Source organism: Proteus genomosp. 6, assembly GCF_040139785.1.
Taxonomy (GTDB): domain Bacteria; phylum Pseudomonadota; class Gammaproteobacteria; order Enterobacterales; family Enterobacteriaceae; genus Proteus.
In genome coordinates, this window is the sequence record NZ_JBEEVJ010000004.1 from 294,141 (window position 1) to 309,614 (window position 15,474).

Below are 15,474 nucleotides of genomic sequence, written 5' to 3' on the forward strand. Positions count from 1 at the left end.
TGGATGATATTACATTAGTACAACACCTCCTCAAAAGATAACGTGATATGGGTATACCCCAAGCGGCGATGCTGAAATTTCCCCTGTTCATTATCAACAAGCCGAAAAATCCCAAAAGGTCGCTCAACCTCGAGCATTTCATTGACGGTAGGTGACATTCTTAACATCGGTGAAATAGGAATATTTGCACGCCCATTATTGTCACTGACCACATCCGCCACCACCATTTTGAGTTCATTACCCACAGTTAAGCGATCCCCTTGCTGTAACACACGCATATTGCGCTTCCAGTCCTTTGTTTCTAGCCGATGACCTAATTGGCTTGGTATTGCAATACGAGGCGAACCATACCCATAACGCCCTTTTCTTATCCAACTGGCTATTTTGACTCGCCCCGACATGCCATCCAATGAAGCCACCAGCGCTTCTAACTGGCGCGATTTCTCTTCATTTAAATTATTAAATGTCAGTTCACAACGCCAATGGCTTCCCGGAAAGCGTACCGTCTGGCTACTTCCATTAAATGGCGAGGTAAAGGTTTTGCTGTTACTCAATAATTGCCAGTTTTCCTGTGTGGGGATCACCTCTTTTGGCCATTCAAGAATAGACATTTAAACTCCTAATGTTCTGCGTGCTGCACCATTACTTTGAAAGTCTTGTAACATCATCGCGTGAGCTTTCTGTGCGCCTGCTTCTGTCCCTTGTTGTGCGGCTTCCTTCATTGCCTGTGCAAGTACAGCGTCACCATTTCCTGTCACCGTAATATGATTGACGATGGTCATTTGCACACCACCTGCACGGGCTAATGTCGATTGTGGTGTAACGGGTATTCGCCCTGCGACCGCCCCCACAAAGCCCCCCGAAGCATAACCTTGCGCCGCATGCATTAAGCGATAGAGATTGCCGACACCCAATTTAGCCGTCGCTTCTTTGGTAAAAACAAACTCACCACCATGTACAATCCCTTTAGGTTCGAATTTTCCTCCATGCCCCGTATAACCACCGTAAGCATGCCCTTTGCTCATCCATCCCATATCAAAGCCCATTGCCTGCCCACCTGCTTCAATGGCTTTGAAAACCAACATTTTCATCACCATTCGAGTGATATCAGAGATCACCGCATTAGCAAAATCTTTAAAGCTTCCTTTACCCGTTAAAGCAAAATCGGCTAATGCATCGGACATATTATTAAGCGCATTGGTAGTGACATTTCTGACGTTCTCCATCACATCCATGGCCGATTCACTGAAATCCGATAAGCCTTGTTTTAATCCCGCCATCGGATCACCTTTCATGACCTCTCGCTTCCTCAGTTCTTCCTCAATCTGCTGTTTAGTGAGTTCAACATTGCGTTGTAAGTTCGCCAGCTCTTTCTCACCTAAATCCACACTGGCTTGCTGATACAGCACATCAATCTGACGAAGGGCATTAAGCTTTTCTTGCTCTGCGCGTGACTTTCCTATCAAGGTGGTTTCAAATTGCATCTGCTCAATTTCTTTACCGCGATCATAAGCAAATTGCGCAACCGAGTTGGCACGCGCCAGATCATCAATGGCTTTCGCTTTTTCTTTGATCGTCTCAATCGCTTTGGGATCGATTTTTAAGATGGCATCAAACTTATCTTTATTCTGTTTGATATCGGCTAATGCGGATGTGTATTCATTAAAGGAAGAGGTGGTGCCATACAGCTGAATACTTTGTCCATCTGCAATCAGTGAGGCTTGTTTTTCCTCTAATTCCGTTAAGATTTTGGTGTATTGCTTGGCATAATCAATGGTTGATTTGTGGCTGGGCTTATACGTCCGTTTGGCTTGCAATGCCAGTTGTGCCTCAATTTCCGCTTGTAAGGCTTTATCGTAGCCTTGCATATCTGGCGTAATTTTGCGTGAAGCCAATACATCTTCTGCATTTAATTTCGCTAATGCCTTCCCTGTGGCTTGCGCTTTTGCCACTGAACGTTGCGATTTTTCAATCGATTCATCAATCTGTTTAGCAATCGCCGTGGCGGCATTCACTTGGCTATTTGTCGCCTGAAGCGTGATATCGATGAGTGATTCATATTCAATGCCTAAACTCTTTAAACTCGCCTTAAGTGAATTAATAACGGCATCAACATTTTGTAACTCAGTGGCATAGCGTTTATATTCAGGGGCTTGATCGCCCACTTTTTCTTTGAGTGTCGCCAACATATTTTGCATATTGGCTCGCTGACGCTCTAAGTTATTAACTTGCTCTGCATATATCCCCATCGCAGCATCAAGCTCTTTTTGCTTTTCAGCTACTCGTTTAAGGTATAAATCCCCCACTCCTTGTTCAGTAAACGCCTTTTCACTCTCAACGCTGTATTTTGATAGATCTTGTAAGGAAATAACCTGTTGTTTAAGTTCCTCGATTTTCTCCAATTGCGCGTTAATACCCGATGAAACTTTGCTTAAATTCGCCACTAACGTGGCATTGCTCATTTTGTTTAACGCTTCTGTTGATGTATCAAGGGAATTAGCAAATTCAATCGATTCTAACTTGGCTTGTTTGACATTTTCGCTGTATTCATACAATCCCATGCCCAATGCCGCAACACCCGTCAACACTAATCCAATAGGGCCACCCGCTAATCCCATAACACTGTTAAGTGCTCGCCCTGCCACCGTTGATTGACGCCGAGCGGTCGTTAATGCACGTTGAGCAACGTTTTCGGCGGTTAATGCTTGTGTATAATTTAGAGAGGCTGTTCTTGCGAGTGACTTTGTGGCGATAAGGTTATCAAGTGCTATTTTTTCCGCGTTAGTGCCTCTAGCAACTTGATATTCCATTTTGGCTCTATTGAGCGCCGATGTAGCAGCTTCTTTATCCGCCCATGCCTTCCTCACGGTACTGGTTGCTGCCACACTGTTTGCCTCTGCACTCTGTAATGTGGCTTTGGTTTCATTCAATGTTGTCTGATTTTTCAGATAAGTGGCTTTCGTCCATTGAGAGAGTTTTGCTACCAATGCCGTGACGGCGATCCCTTCAACCACTTTAGCGACTAACGATAGATTATCAGCAAGAGTGGTCATCCCTGTGGTAAAAAGCTGAGTCGCACCTGTACCTTGATTCGCTTCACCGATAAATTTTGTCATCGCCGATTGAAGATTAGTGAAACCTTGGCTAACCGTTGTCACGCTGGTAGCAAATTTTTTATCCACACTGTCGGCTGCACGTTCTAAGGCTTGAATGACTTTTTCAATCGTCATTTCACCGTCTTGGGCTTTCTTCCTTAATTCGCCCACACTGACGCCCATCCCGTCAGCGATGGCTTTTGCTAACGCAGGGGTTTGCTCCATCACTGAATTTAGCTCTTCGCCACGTAACTGCCCCGAAGCTAATGCTTGACCAAATTGAGTTAATGCCGCTTGGGCTGCGGTTGCACTCGCGCCTGAAATCGCCACGGCTTTTGAAACGGTTTCAGTGAGTTCAGCGACTTTTTGCTGACTTAATCCTAGGCGATCGGCATTATCCGCAAAACGCTGATAAATCTGTGCCGTCGCATCCAACGATTGATAGGTTTTCTGGGCAATGCCATAGACGGCTTGTGTTGCTCTATTTAACTCGACAGAACTTTTTGTCACCAGTTTTAAGCGGTTCTGTAATTCCGTCCAACTGTCGGCATAATTGATTACTTGATGAATGGATAATGCACTTGCGGTAACACTCGCAAAACGAGTAAAGAGTGCAGAGGATTTTGCAGTTTGCGATACCATTCGCTCTTGTTGTACGGTGATAGCTTGAAGGCTGACGCGAATACTTTGCCCAAATTGTTCTGTTTGGCGCTGGCTACGGTTGATCGCATTTGTGAAATTTGCCGTATTCAGCGTCAAATCAATATTTAATCTACCTAATGCTCCCGCCATAAATTAATTCCTAAACCTAAATAGAATTAAGATTTTCACACCATAAATGTGTAATAAATCAATTATATTCACTATTAATTTAATTATTGATAAACTGAAATTTCGAATACTAGAGGAGATATTTATGAGACTTATTCTGGCGTTATTGCTACCTTGGTTACAATTTTTCACGATTGGTCGCCCATTTGCTGGCATCTTCTGCCTTATCCTCCAAATCACCTTAATCGGATGGATCCCTGCGGCTATCTGGTCGGTTTATGCCCTTTCCCAATACAATACGGATAAAAAAATTGAGAAAATGTCTCGCGGTGGTTAACGATTAAGCCCCACTGATGTGGGGCTATCGATTAGCTAATACACTCTCAGTAACGTTATCCCACAGCTCTTCTTCCGTGATTTTCTTCTTCCACATCGGCATAAAATCCATCAATTCAGGCGGAGACGTTTTCGGATCACGATTTATCATCGCTAAAAGATGTGCCACTTGTGCCATCCGATAATCCTCTCGCCATAAGCCAAAGGGCTGTTTGCGATAAAAGGCCTCATATTCACACAAGTGGCTTTCAGGCATTTGCTCGATTTCCGCGAGGGTTTTTCCCAGTGCCAACGACAATATCAATTGAAATTGTCGTCGGTCTCCGAGTTTTTTTCGCTGTTCCCCGCTTCTGCTGTAAACACCGCATTAGAGAACCCTTGCCCTAATCGATTAAGACCTTTTAAATCTTCTTCATTTTCAGCATCAAAAAGTAGTTCTCCTTTTTCATCACACAACTTAAAGGCCAACATTCTGGCGACATCATATTCATCGTAGACACGATTTATCGCCTCATTAAATTGTTCAGGATCGTCTTCATCTAAGTAAATGTCCTGCGCTTCGGCGAGCTTAATTTTAATTTGGCGAAGTTTGCGCTGAATGTAATTCATGGTGCCAACATCCAGCTCTTTGACATAAAAGGTGTTGTCTAAATAGGTAAAAGGCGTCACTTTCAGTGCTTGGTTTAACACTAATTCACGCAATAAAGCGTTAGACATAATCACTCCTAAGTTTTTTATCGAGAAGGGAGAAGAGAAATAATGAGGTGGATGAATTAAGGAGTTATTTCTTCACATTCAAATAATCACGGCCAGACAATTTAATCGAGATCCCCGAATCCATCATTTGCCCTACACTGCCATCAATGTTCATACCTGTCTCGACGGAGCCGTAATAAAACATGGAGCCTTCATCTCGCGTTAAGACCATTTTCACTGCGAATTTTTCTTTGCTGTTTTCATATTTACGCAAGAGTCGCTGCACATCACTGGAGCTATAACGTAAGAAGAAGGTCAATTTAATTGAGCCGTATTCCGTATCACCGGATTCATATTCCTTGCCATCACTGCAAATGGTGGTGACATCAATTTGTTCGGTTGTCGAACCGTCTTTACTGAAACTTTTTACCGCACAGAAATTATTAGACCATTGAATACGTTGTGCTTTGGCGTTTGAAAAATCCGTAGGTAGCGTTTTATCACTCCAATCCACTTCGTCGCACAGGGTCACTTTATTGCCATCAACCTGTGCAATGGGAAAACGCCCATCTAACTCCCCTAAACCCGATAACATAATCATGTCATCCGCTTTCAGTTTATTATTGGCGATGGTAATGGTTGCGGATGATAACGTCGCTTCCGTCACTGTCATCGCCTCCCCTAAGCCTGTTTGCACAAAGATCTTCGTGCCGAGGAAAGGCGTCGCTTTATGGTTTTTTGACTTTGCCATATCCATTCCTTATTTATCTGATGAAATCATTAATTCAAGAACAAGCCGATGCAATTTGACATCCGCTTCATACCCAAAGACCGCATTCATTCGTTGTGCAAATGGGATTGCCTCGATAATCTGAGCCTCGATTTTTTTACGCAAGACCATGAGAGGTTGTGGTTGTGGCGCATACACATCAAGTTGCACGCGATAGTTGTCTAAATCCGTATCCTCCAGCGCACTGTTAGGCGTGATGCTGGCAAACTGGATCACAATGGCGGGATAATGCCCTTTGCCTTCAGGTAATACCTGAAAAAAAACCCTTCCATCGACAAGCGGTGAAAGGGTCTCTTTTAATTGCTGTATCATGATCTCTACCTTGCTTTTTCAATATCCTCTTTGAGTGTTTGAACTATCACTTTAGCCGTTGCTTCCTTTTTCGCTTCAAAGCTGGGGCGCATAAACGGTTGTGCGGGCATCTTGGCGGTACCAAACTCAACAAACCACCAATAAAACGGATCATTCGGGTTCAATGCCGCACTTTTTCCCGTTGCTTGTTTAAAGGCGGACACCTTTTTACTCGATAATGATTTCACCCAAATACGCGTTTTGACTTGTCCATTGCGCTGCACTTTCGTTTTAGAACGAATATTGCGCTTGATGGTGCCCTTGCGTCGATGCGGTACCGTTTCCTTAAGAATAGGCACTCGATGTTTAATTTCGTCTTTTAACGCCGAAGCACCTGCATTCATCGCCTTACGCGCGCTTTGATTTCTGGTTTTACGGGCGATATCTTGCATTCGTTGAGCGAGTTCAGACAATCCACTGATTTTAATCTCACCCATCATTCACGCCCTCTTTGCACATTAATTGAAGCTCACGATGACGCTCATAAGGGTCAATAACCGAAATAATATTAAATAGTCGCTTACCCCATACAATACGCATCGAGGTATCAATATCAGCAATATAGCGAATAAGAATTCGCGTTGTGGCCTCACTTTGTACTTGCTGAGCTTGAAAATATTCTCGCCCTTGATAAGGCATGATCGCTGCACGTACTTTTGTCGCATGATCCGTCCAAATCACATCACTGCCACTGATGGCATCGGGCGCTAATACTGATTTTTGAATATTAATGGTGTGGCGTAATCGTCCCGGTTCCATTAACTACCTCGCCAATTTCGACAAAGCAGTAACAATCGTTCTACTGCTTTATTTTCATATAACGGAATTTCACTTTGACTAGTTCGATGTTCAAACATATCCCCCAGCACCAAAAGCATGGCCGATTTCACTTCATAAGGGATATCATCAGGTGATTTCCATGTGGGTTCATCACACCATCTCAAACAATAATTTAATGCGCTTTGAGCATAAAATATAATCTGCTCATCACGATCATCACCGCTGTATTCGAGATGCTGTTTTAATAAAGAAAGAGGAATGACATCTAAGATATTCATGATGTAATACGGGATAGTTACCTACCCCGACCTATTACTTAAGCACTTCTTCCAGACGTTGGGAAAGTTCCTTTAATTAAGGCTTGAGGGCGATAATGGGCTAATGCTAAACGCTCTTCACACAAAATGGTCAGCATATTCTTCACAAAGTTATCACGATCTTCTCGACTCACTTCGATAACTGCATTCATTCGATCCCATACTTGAGACGCCAAATCAAATGCACCAACAGTAAACTCGCCTTGTTTTTGTGCTTTTGTGGGAACAACAGGTAATCCCCACATTACATTTGAAGTAAACGCTTGTGGGCCACCAAAAATATAACGCCCTTCTTTATCTTTCATTAACGCAATGGCATGCCAATCACGAGGATTTAAAATAATACCGGAGGCACTAAATTCAGATTCTGTCACCTGATAAATGGCATGAGCAATCAGATCAGCATGCGTGTCACCCGTAGCACTCAACGTGGTATCATAGGCAGTGGCAACATGATTAATCCCCGTCAAATTATCCGCAGTACCGTCACCATTAAGTAATTGCTCCTCTTCCACTAATGCTAAGCCATACAATAAGCGATTATTAACGTAAGACTGTAACTGCACAGCATCATCCATCACTTGGCGAGACGCTTGGATCCAATGAGCAATAGTGATCACATTTGCCGTTTGTTTTTCAAACGTCAGATTAGATTCTGGTTTCTGTGCCTTTTCTTTCACGGGTGCCGCGCTATTGGTAAACAATTTTTCACGTACATATTCCAGTGAGTTACTGGAAATACGACCTTGAGCTAATAAATCGCGGATAACTAAACGACGCATACCCGGCATAATAATACCCGGTACTTGCATCGGCTGAATTAGAACACCGGCTGAACTCGCATCACTGCCTAATGATTTATTAAAGGTTTTCACTTCATAAGAAGCCTGACTCCCATTCCATGATTTTGTCAGCGCTTCTGCTGCTCGTTCAGAAAAATCTTTTTTCGCATTAGGATCATCAGCACTCGTTGCCCCTTTCTGCTCTAAATCAAACAGACGTTCACCAGCTTTTTTTAATTCCTCTTGAACTAAGGCTAAATCTGTTTGTAATTGCTTTGAAACTATGCCAGTAGCTTCAATTTCTTTCTTCTGTGCATCGAAGAGCTCTTGCACCTTTTTTTGTGATCCTTCGATGGCTTCTTGGATAATAGCTAAGTCAGACATATTCTATCCTTTCAGATTAAATGCATTAATTTGGTTAACAATGGATGCGACTAGGGATTGTTGAGTGTCATCGGACTCACTCCGAATAGCGGATTTGAAGCGGGAAATAAAACCGACTGCTTCTGATTTTGATAAACCGGCTGACTCTCTCAGCCAATCCTCAATATCTCGGATCGTTAATAACCCATCGATGCTCTTGAGTGATGAAACCTGTGCTTGGTCATTAGCGGGAAATGTACAAATACTGATTTCACGTAACAGGGAGATATTTTTAAAAATACGGCCTGAAGGTGTTCGCTCAAAGTCATTACGCAGACAACCGAATCCGATAGAAAGCCCGTCAACCGTGCCATGCTTCATTGCCGCTTTTAGATCTTGAGCCGCACTATGACCGGGTGTCAGTTGTCCTCTCACTCGTAATCCTTTTTGATCTTCCTCCATGTACTCCCATTTCCCCACAGGAAGCTCCCAGACTCGATGGTTATAAAACATAGCAACTTTTTGTTTTTGCTTATCTAAAACATGCTTAAATGCACCGGGTAAAATAATGTCACCATCGAGATCTTGATGACTAAATACGGAGGCATAACCTTCGAAAACGCCTTGTGTGCCATCTCCCGTAAATTTGATTTCCGCTTCATCAAAATTCAGTGTTTTTCTAATATCAGGCATTGAACCCCCATAAATAATTAAGCCCCACTTTCGTGAGGCTCTTTATTGAGTTGGTTAATCGGTAAATATTGTGCTTGCCGGTAAGCGACATCTCCACCTTCAAGAGGAGGATAATTATCAAGCCGTCGCATTTCATTAATAGTTCTTAGCCCCGATTCTCCCATCGCTTTCATAAACGCGGCGCGTGAAGTAGAATCGCCTCGCAATAATCCATCAAGGTTATGTTCAGCATGGTATTTTCCCACTTCGGGGGGTTTTAGAAGCCAACGCGCAATGCAGTTTTCCCATCGAGAGATATAGGGTTGTAAGGTATATTGAAGAAAGCCTAAGTTTTGTTGCTCAATACCTGTTCCCCAACTTGTTGATTTTTCAACATCGCCGACTAAATGCGGGGGAACACCAAAGAAACGAGCTAATTCACTGACTTGAAATTTGCGGGAAGACATTGTTTCTGCATCTTGAGGACTAACACCAATATCTTGTGCTTGAAATCCCCCTTCTAAGATCCACAATCGTTTTTTAACGGAGCCACCCGCAATTTCTTTGAAATTCTCTTCAAGTTGGCTACGTTGCTCTTTATTTAATACCTTATCACCCGTTGTTAGAATTTTAGGAGACTTAGCTCCATTGGCATAAAACTCACGTTGTTGATCTTCCATCGCAACGGCCGTGCTTGCTGTCTTACACGCATAAGCAATAGGCGACAATCCGACTAATCCATTAAAACCAAACCCTTTTAAATGAAAAATTTCGTGTTGTTTAAATTTGGCAAATTCATGATCACGCTGATATTTATAGATAATATTCTTCCCCTCCATGCGTACATCCATATTGGCAGACAGCAGAGGGAGCAAGCTGATCACATCACCGACTTTATTTCGCTCAATCAACGCGAAAGCATTACCATAAAAGCAAAGCTGCATAGTCATTGCCTCTCGGAATTCTTGAGCCGTCATATATTGATTGGGCGAATACCGCAGTAATCGAGCTAATGGGTGACTTAAATCAACTTTGGTTCTATTTCCTTGTTTATCCGTTTCGAACACATCCAGTGGCAAACAAGCCGTTAACGTCGAAATTAAGCTAACACAACGCCAAACCGTTGATATTTGGAGTATTCGCTCATCATTTACAGAAGAATCACCAAGTGAGCCTTGCGCTGAGATAACGCCTGATTGTGAACCTTGTTCAGGTGTCACGAGTCTTCCCCCAACAAAGAAGGAAGCCAGACGCGCAAACCAACCATGATTAGTGCGCAAATCGATTGAATATTGTTTATCTGTCATCACATACTCAATGGGTTAGAGAAAAAATCATCAAGGTTGCCATCATCAACCTCACCTTCCGCAGCACCAATCGCCATTGCTGATGCCACCACACCATCAATTCGACCAGTGCTTTTTTTCTTGGCAAAGACGCGGTTATCTTTTTGGTCAGCCTCAAGCACAGCGGATGCGGCATTCCATCTCAAACAAGGATTGGCGTGGATCTCAATCTTCTTGTCATCAATGAGCTGTTCAAACAGTTCGATAGAGTGTGGCATCCATAGCCCTGAGTCTTTAGCTTTGTAATATCCTTGTCCATGCGGAGTTAAAGGAACCGTCACACCCGCTTCATCGAGTTTGGGTTCAAGGTATTTAATGCGATAAGGGTCAAAGGCAATGGCTCTCATGCTGACGTGCATTGCCATTTCAGCAATACGTTCTGCCACAAATTCATATCTCACCGCATTCCCTGGCGTGGTATGCATAAAACCTTGCCTTACCCATAAGTCGTAAGGCACTCGGTCGGTTTTCGCTCTATCCAATAAGGTGTCTTTGGGTGTCCAAAATTCGACATAAAGACGTTTGAGACTAGGAAAATACAAGGCTAATGCGGTTAAATCTTTGGTTCCCGATAAGTCCAGCCCGCCATAACATTCTTCACCTTGAAGATCATCGAAGGTGAACGTATTTTCACACTGCATCCATGTTTCACTGTTAATCCACGGATTATCAGCATCCACCCACTGACAAAAATTAAGCCGACGCACAATGCTTTCTTTCGCGGGCATACCTCGGGCTTGTGTCACTTGCTCGCGTAAGTAGCGTTCAGAAAAGGTGTAACCCAGTGACGGATTGGCTTTCCCCCAGCAAGATTCATCCTTAAAGGGATCATCGCCCTCATCCAGTGAGCAAATATAGGAAAAGAAACTGTCGTCTTCGATAGTGCCTTCGGCGACTTTTCGACCGTATTCATGGTAGTCATAACACACACTGGTTTTATCATGGCCACTGTTGGTGATCATAAATATCAAGGCTTGCCGCCGACCTTTTGTGCCCGCTCGCATCATCTCGACGGCGGTATTATTTTTATGCTCATGAATTTCATCAATCAACGCACAATGGGGACGAGGCCCTGATTGCCCATCATCCGAACTAATCGGGCGAAAGAATGAACTTGTTTTCAAATAAGCCAAGTTCCACTCTTTGCCTGTTCCGCCTGATTTGGTGATCCGCTGACTTAATGCGGGAGATTGATCAACCATTGCCACCGCATCACGAAACAAAATCATGGCTTGGTCTTTTTTCGTGGCTGCCGCATACACTTCGGCACGCGGTTCACTGTCGGCGACTAAACAATACAGCCCAACGCCACCCGCCATCGGTGATTTTCCTGAGCCTTTGCCTGATTCAACGTACACCATGCGAAATCGCCGTGTACCGTCAGTCATTTTCCAGCCAAAAATGGAGCCAATCACAAAGCATTGCCAAGGCAATAAAATAAACGGTTTTCCTTCATGCTCCCCGCCATTGAGCTTTAAGACTTTCGCGAAAAAGTCGATCACCCTTTTGACGGCCTCGACATCCCAGACTAATCCTCGCTGCTCGGCTTCGTTTAAATCTTTGAGATGACGTGCACATGCATGACGAATATCAGGCCCCGCTAAGATTTTGCCTTGATGCACGTCTTGCGCGTATTGTGTTGCGGGATCAACCGAAATATTGGTTGAGCGGATCTTCCTCTTCTTCTCCACCATCCATCTTCACCTTCGAACGAGCGGCGGGGGTTAAACCAAACTCGACTAAATAACTTTTAAAACGGCGATCTGCATCAGCCAACATGGCAACGGCAGGATTCGCTTTAATTAAAAAATCCCCTAATTGCGTTTTTGTGGTGTATGTCCGACCTTCAATCGCAATGGTGTCTCGTAATTGAAGAATATCGGCGTAGATATCACACAGCCGTTCTAATGCCAGCGTATCAGCCACGGTTAAAACACCCATTCCATCGAGTAATAAGGTTAATTTTGCCCACGCCATTTTCCCCCAATCCGTTAAATGTTCGGGTGGGCTTGGTATTTCACGTTTGGGCTGGGGTTCTTTATCGTTGAGTTTTCGTTTTCCCGGATTACCGGTGACCACCTTCAAGTGGGTCGGTTTCGGGCGTCTTCCTGCCATCGGAACCTCCCAGAAAAAAACTTTTCATTTCGCGGTTGTGCGCACAAATGAGGGCGCTAGGTAATCAGGGCGAAAGTGTTTGAACTTTTACCCCGCCCCCACCCTGTATTTCATAGTATTATTGATACCAATGAGAATGGGGATCGAGTGGAATGCCATCCGCATTACAGCCAATGACTTTGCCACTCTTTTCGATACGTTGTTTGGTTGAGTTATGATGCAGTTCGCATAAGCTTTGAAAGTTCTTTGTGTCCCAGAATAAGGCTTGAGCTTTTGCGATACGTTCTTTATCACCTGATTCAAGTGCTTCTTTAAGACGATGCGGAGTAATGTGGTCAACCACTGTGGCAGCAGTAATGCGTCCTTGCTCTTGGCACATAACACAAAGTGGATGTTCATTAAGAAACGCTAATCGCACCTTTGCCCAGCGACCACCATAGACATTGCGTTTTTTCATGGTTTATTCTGTTTATTATTCTCTTTTACTACTCATTCTACCTCAATCAGTTTAACTGGTTTATCACCAGCCTCATGACACCAATTATTATATTCACTGACAGCACGCATGAGATCACTATCCGTCCGTCCAATCTTATCAACTAAAAAAGTTAAGCTCTCAGTATCAAAAACAACAACTTCTGGTGGAACATGATTGATATTCCCTTTCTGGTGAAGAGAATAGATTACTGCTCGCAGTTCATTTATAGCCTTAGATCTTTCAAGATGCTGTACTTTGATTTTGTCAAGCAAGACCTTACAACGTCCTATGGCTTCATAGTTAATCTGTTTATCTGACATAATGTTCTCCAATAAAAAAGACCACTAGGGTCTATTTTGTTTTCTCTTTAGCAAATTTACTCGCCCATACTTTGGCGATATGCAAGCAATCGTCAAATATTCGCCCTTTCTTACTCGCTTGAGCGATTCGGCGATAATGATCTACTGCCATGTAGCTTGCTCTCTGGATGACAGATAAAGAAAAGCCGAGCTTCTTTAACTCGGCCTGTATGTTCTTTTCTATAAATTGTTCGTGATTCATGCGGGTTCTCCTCCATCTGGAAAATCACCCATATCAGGTAAAGTAAGTTGTGATAAATCAATAATGGCTTTCTTTGCTTTGCGTATTTTCTTCAAATGACGCTTGCGCAAATTCATCAGGTCACTACCTTTCTTGCCAAAATTTTCGAAAGACCAATTATCCGCTGCTACTAATCTATTTTGCATTTCGTTAATGGTAAGGCTTTTGAGCTCATCCATATCAAGATTTGCTAGCTCTGCTTGAGGTTTTGACTCCTTCTCAGCTAAGTCTAGTAACCAGCGTCGAAGTGCTTTAGCAATCTCAGTTTTAGAGAGAATACCGACTAAATGAGCACCTCTAACCGAAAATATCCGCACTCTTTTATTTTGTATCTCATTGTTTTTACTACTAACGGTCAAATTGACCGTCTGAGACATACCATCGGTAAACTCATCTTTATTTCGATTAAAGATACGAGTTACTGATGACTCATCTTTGTATCCAAGCAATTCTGAAAGTTGCTTGTTGGTAAACCAGATTTTTCCATCACCCTTATCAAATGGGGTGATTTTATGACCTTTAAAAACTAAGGATTTATTCATAGCGTATTACCTTCATTTGAAATGAACCCTCGTTCACATAGAAAATCAGCCCGTCGAAGCTCGCCAGCTATAACTGACTTCCTCGAAGGCTCATATCAAAGTGATTGGATCCGACGTTTGTGAATTGCTCTGTGAATGAGCGATGAAATGTGTATAAAAAAAGCCACCAGCGATGAATTGAACTGATGGCCTTTATAGCAATATTCTATCTACCATGATCCTTTAATGGATATTTATTCAAGGAAAATATAAAAATTACTTTGATTATTAACAGATTGGCTGAGTGGATATTGGTAATACTAGTGAGAGCTCAAACTCACAAGGTTATTTTTATAGATTAAAACCCCACAATGATACCGAATATATTTAACCCACTATGTTTTAATCAAAAACATTATTAATAATTGAAGTGACTATCGCTGTACTTAATGCGATCAATACCAAATCATTTCCAACAATGCGCCATTCGTAACCAGGATAGTAAGGTAATTGGCTAAGCATTTTTTCAGGAACCATTTTCTTCGCAATACCCGGAGGCAATGGCTTTCCTCTTACTAAATTTTTAGCAATACCTGGAGGGAGTGATGAATATCCAGTAAATCCACCATTCAACGCAATTGCTCTAGCCTCATTATAAGATAAAGAAATTGAGAAAGAGGTTTCATTATCAAAGTGATTATTTTGTGATTTATTATGCCATTTGTTTGGCTTCTCTCCTTGATATCCTTTACTTTGACCTCTTCCATGCCCATTATCTGGATCAGCATAAGAAGAAACAGATATCATCGACAAACCTATAATCACCATCAATAAGTTACTTATTCTAGAAAGAATACCCATGCCTATGACCTCAGCAATTAATTTTTCACAGAATATCCTTCGAGTTACACAACTACCATAAGTAATACTCCTAGAAAAAATAACTGACAGGTGTCATTGTTGCTAACTTAGTTGCGAATACATAACTAAGTCTTTTTTTATTTCAAACACTCCTGCCTTACATACTCCTGTAACCCTTTAATCATCTGCTCTGACTCTGCAATTCGTTCTCTGAGTAACCAATAATTTCTGATAGCGGTGTCAGTAGGTCTGGCGGTGGTTGCATAAGCCAAGCTGGTGGAGGGAGTGGTTTTGCTTTTTGGGCACTCGGCTTTGATATACACCCGCTCAGGATGACGCTCGCTAATATCACGCAACCGACTAATTTCATTCTTAGCATTCGCTAACTCCTGCGTATATTGAATATCCAGTTGGTTTAATCGCATTATGCGTGCTTGATAATCAGTATTAATAGACTTCTGTTCTTCGAGAGCCACAGTTAGTTTTTTGTTGGTATCTGTCAGTGTGGTAATTCTGTTAGCTTGCCAATTAATCACCCAATAGCCACCCACAATAATGCCTACCAACGCAATGATGGCATAGAGTTTCCCGTATTTCATG

21 protein-coding genes are annotated in these 15,474 nt (G+C 42.7%); 1 reads left to right on the forward strand and 20 read right to left on the reverse strand.

The window, feature by feature from the left end:
• Window positions 1-14: 14 nt before the first annotated feature.
• Entirely contained in the window at window positions 15-611 is a 597-nt protein-coding gene (locus tag ABN212_RS07400) for a hypothetical protein (RefSeq protein WP_349443053.1), read from the reverse strand.
• Window positions 612-3,887, reverse strand: a complete 3,276-nt coding sequence (locus ABN212_RS07405) for a phage tail tape measure protein (protein WP_349443054.1) — start codon at window positions 3,885-3,887, stop codon at window positions 612-614. It lies immediately after the preceding gene.
• 124 nt (window positions 3,888-4,011) lie between these two features.
• Here ABN212_RS07405 and ABN212_RS07410 point away from each other — a divergent pair, with 124 nt between their 5' ends.
• The gene (locus ABN212_RS07410; protein WP_004242485.1) at window positions 4,012-4,203 is read left to right on the forward strand and encodes a YqaE/Pmp3 family membrane protein; all 192 of its coding nucleotides are present in this window, start codon (window positions 4,012-4,014) and stop codon (window positions 4,201-4,203) included.
• Window positions 4,204-4,227: 24 nt separating this feature from the next.
• On the opposite strand, the gene ABN212_RS07415 is transcribed toward ABN212_RS07410, so the two are convergent.
• The 18 genes from ABN212_RS07415 to ABN212_RS07500 all read right to left on the reverse strand — a co-directional run bounded on the left by ABN212_RS07415 (window position 4,228) and on the right by ABN212_RS07500 (window position 15,473).
• Complete coding sequence (locus ABN212_RS07415; protein WP_223231949.1) at window positions 4,228-4,458, reverse strand: phage tail assembly protein T; 231 nt, start codon at window positions 4,456-4,458, stop codon at window positions 4,228-4,230.
• A 44-nt stretch (window positions 4,459-4,502) separates the two neighbouring features.
• A complete protein-coding gene (locus ABN212_RS07420; protein WP_109829138.1) occupies window positions 4,503-4,919 on the reverse strand; it encodes a hypothetical protein in 417 nt (138 codons plus the stop codon).
• A 64-nt stretch (window positions 4,920-4,983) separates the two neighbouring features.
• Entirely contained in the window at window positions 4,984-5,649 is a 666-nt protein-coding gene (locus ABN212_RS07425) for a hypothetical protein (RefSeq protein ID WP_349443055.1), read from the reverse strand.
• Between the two features lie 9 nt (window positions 5,650-5,658).
• Window positions 5,659-6,000, reverse strand: coding sequence for a tail completion protein gp17 (gene gp17 / locus ABN212_RS07430; RefSeq protein WP_087802809.1), 342 nt, complete (start codon window positions 5,998-6,000; stop codon window positions 5,659-5,661).
• A 5-nt stretch (window positions 6,001-6,005) separates the two neighbouring features.
• A complete protein-coding gene (locus ABN212_RS07435; protein WP_349443056.1) occupies window positions 6,006-6,479 on the reverse strand; it encodes an HK97-gp10 family putative phage morphogenesis protein in 474 nt (157 codons plus the stop codon).
• Window positions 6,469-6,798, reverse strand: coding sequence for a phage head closure protein (locus ABN212_RS07440; protein WP_349443057.1), 330 nt, complete (start codon window positions 6,796-6,798; stop codon window positions 6,469-6,471). The genes ABN212_RS07435 and ABN212_RS07440 overlap by 11 nt, the downstream gene beginning before the upstream one ends.
• A complete protein-coding gene (locus ABN212_RS07445; protein WP_004242478.1) occupies window positions 6,798-7,097 on the reverse strand; it encodes a head-tail connector protein in 300 nt (99 codons plus the stop codon). Before ABN212_RS07445 ends, ABN212_RS07440 begins: the two co-directional genes overlap by 1 nt.
• Before the next feature lie 38 nt (window positions 7,098-7,135).
• Complete coding sequence (locus ABN212_RS07450) at window positions 7,136-8,302, reverse strand: phage major capsid protein (protein WP_156733350.1); 1,167 nt, start codon at window positions 8,300-8,302, stop codon at window positions 7,136-7,138.
• Between the two features lie 3 nt (window positions 8,303-8,305).
• Window positions 8,306-8,974 (reverse strand): HK97 family phage prohead protease, encoded by a 669-nt coding sequence (locus tag ABN212_RS07455; protein WP_020946083.1) that lies wholly within the window; start codon window positions 8,972-8,974, stop codon window positions 8,306-8,308.
• Window positions 8,975-8,991: 17 nt separating this feature from the next.
• The gene (locus ABN212_RS07460; protein ID WP_161738354.1) at window positions 8,992-10,260 is read right to left on the reverse strand and encodes a phage portal protein; all 1,269 of its coding nucleotides are present in this window, start codon (window positions 10,258-10,260) and stop codon (window positions 8,992-8,994) included.
• Window positions 10,260-11,993 carry a terminase large subunit gene (locus ABN212_RS07465; protein WP_349443058.1) on the reverse strand — a complete coding sequence of 578 codons (1,734 nt, stop codon included), beginning with the start codon at window positions 11,991-11,993 and terminating at the stop codon, window positions 10,260-10,262. Before ABN212_RS07465 ends, ABN212_RS07460 begins: the two co-directional genes overlap by 1 nt.
• Window positions 11,947-12,414: a phage terminase small subunit P27 family gene (locus ABN212_RS07470; RefSeq protein WP_006537822.1), complete on the reverse strand. Its 468-nt coding sequence runs from the start codon at window positions 12,412-12,414 to the stop codon at window positions 11,947-11,949. The genes ABN212_RS07465 and ABN212_RS07470 overlap by 47 nt, the downstream gene beginning before the upstream one ends.
• 118 nt (window positions 12,415-12,532) lie before the next feature.
• A complete protein-coding gene (locus ABN212_RS07475) occupies window positions 12,533-12,871 on the reverse strand; it encodes an HNH endonuclease (protein ID WP_349443059.1) in 339 nt (112 codons plus the stop codon).
• Between the two features lie 32 nt (window positions 12,872-12,903).
• Window positions 12,904-13,212: a hypothetical protein gene (locus ABN212_RS07480; RefSeq protein WP_349443060.1), complete on the reverse strand. Its 309-nt coding sequence runs from the start codon at window positions 13,210-13,212 to the stop codon at window positions 12,904-12,906.
• 31 nt (window positions 13,213-13,243) lie between these two features.
• Window positions 13,244-13,453, reverse strand: coding sequence for a hypothetical protein (locus ABN212_RS07485; RefSeq protein WP_349443061.1), 210 nt, complete (start codon window positions 13,451-13,453; stop codon window positions 13,244-13,246).
• Entirely contained in the window at window positions 13,450-14,034 is a 585-nt protein-coding gene (locus tag ABN212_RS07490; RefSeq protein WP_349443062.1) for a BRO-N domain-containing protein, read from the reverse strand. Before ABN212_RS07490 ends, ABN212_RS07485 begins: the two co-directional genes overlap by 4 nt.
• 381 nt (window positions 14,035-14,415) lie before the next feature.
• Entirely contained in the window at window positions 14,416-14,874 is a 459-nt protein-coding gene (locus tag ABN212_RS07495; protein WP_349443063.1) for an anti-virulence regulator CigR family protein, read from the reverse strand.
• Window positions 14,875-15,011: 137 nt separating this feature from the next.
• Entirely contained in the window at window positions 15,012-15,473 is a 462-nt protein-coding gene (locus ABN212_RS07500) for a lysis protein (RefSeq protein WP_349443064.1), read from the reverse strand.
• Window position 15,474: the final 1 nt, after the last annotated feature.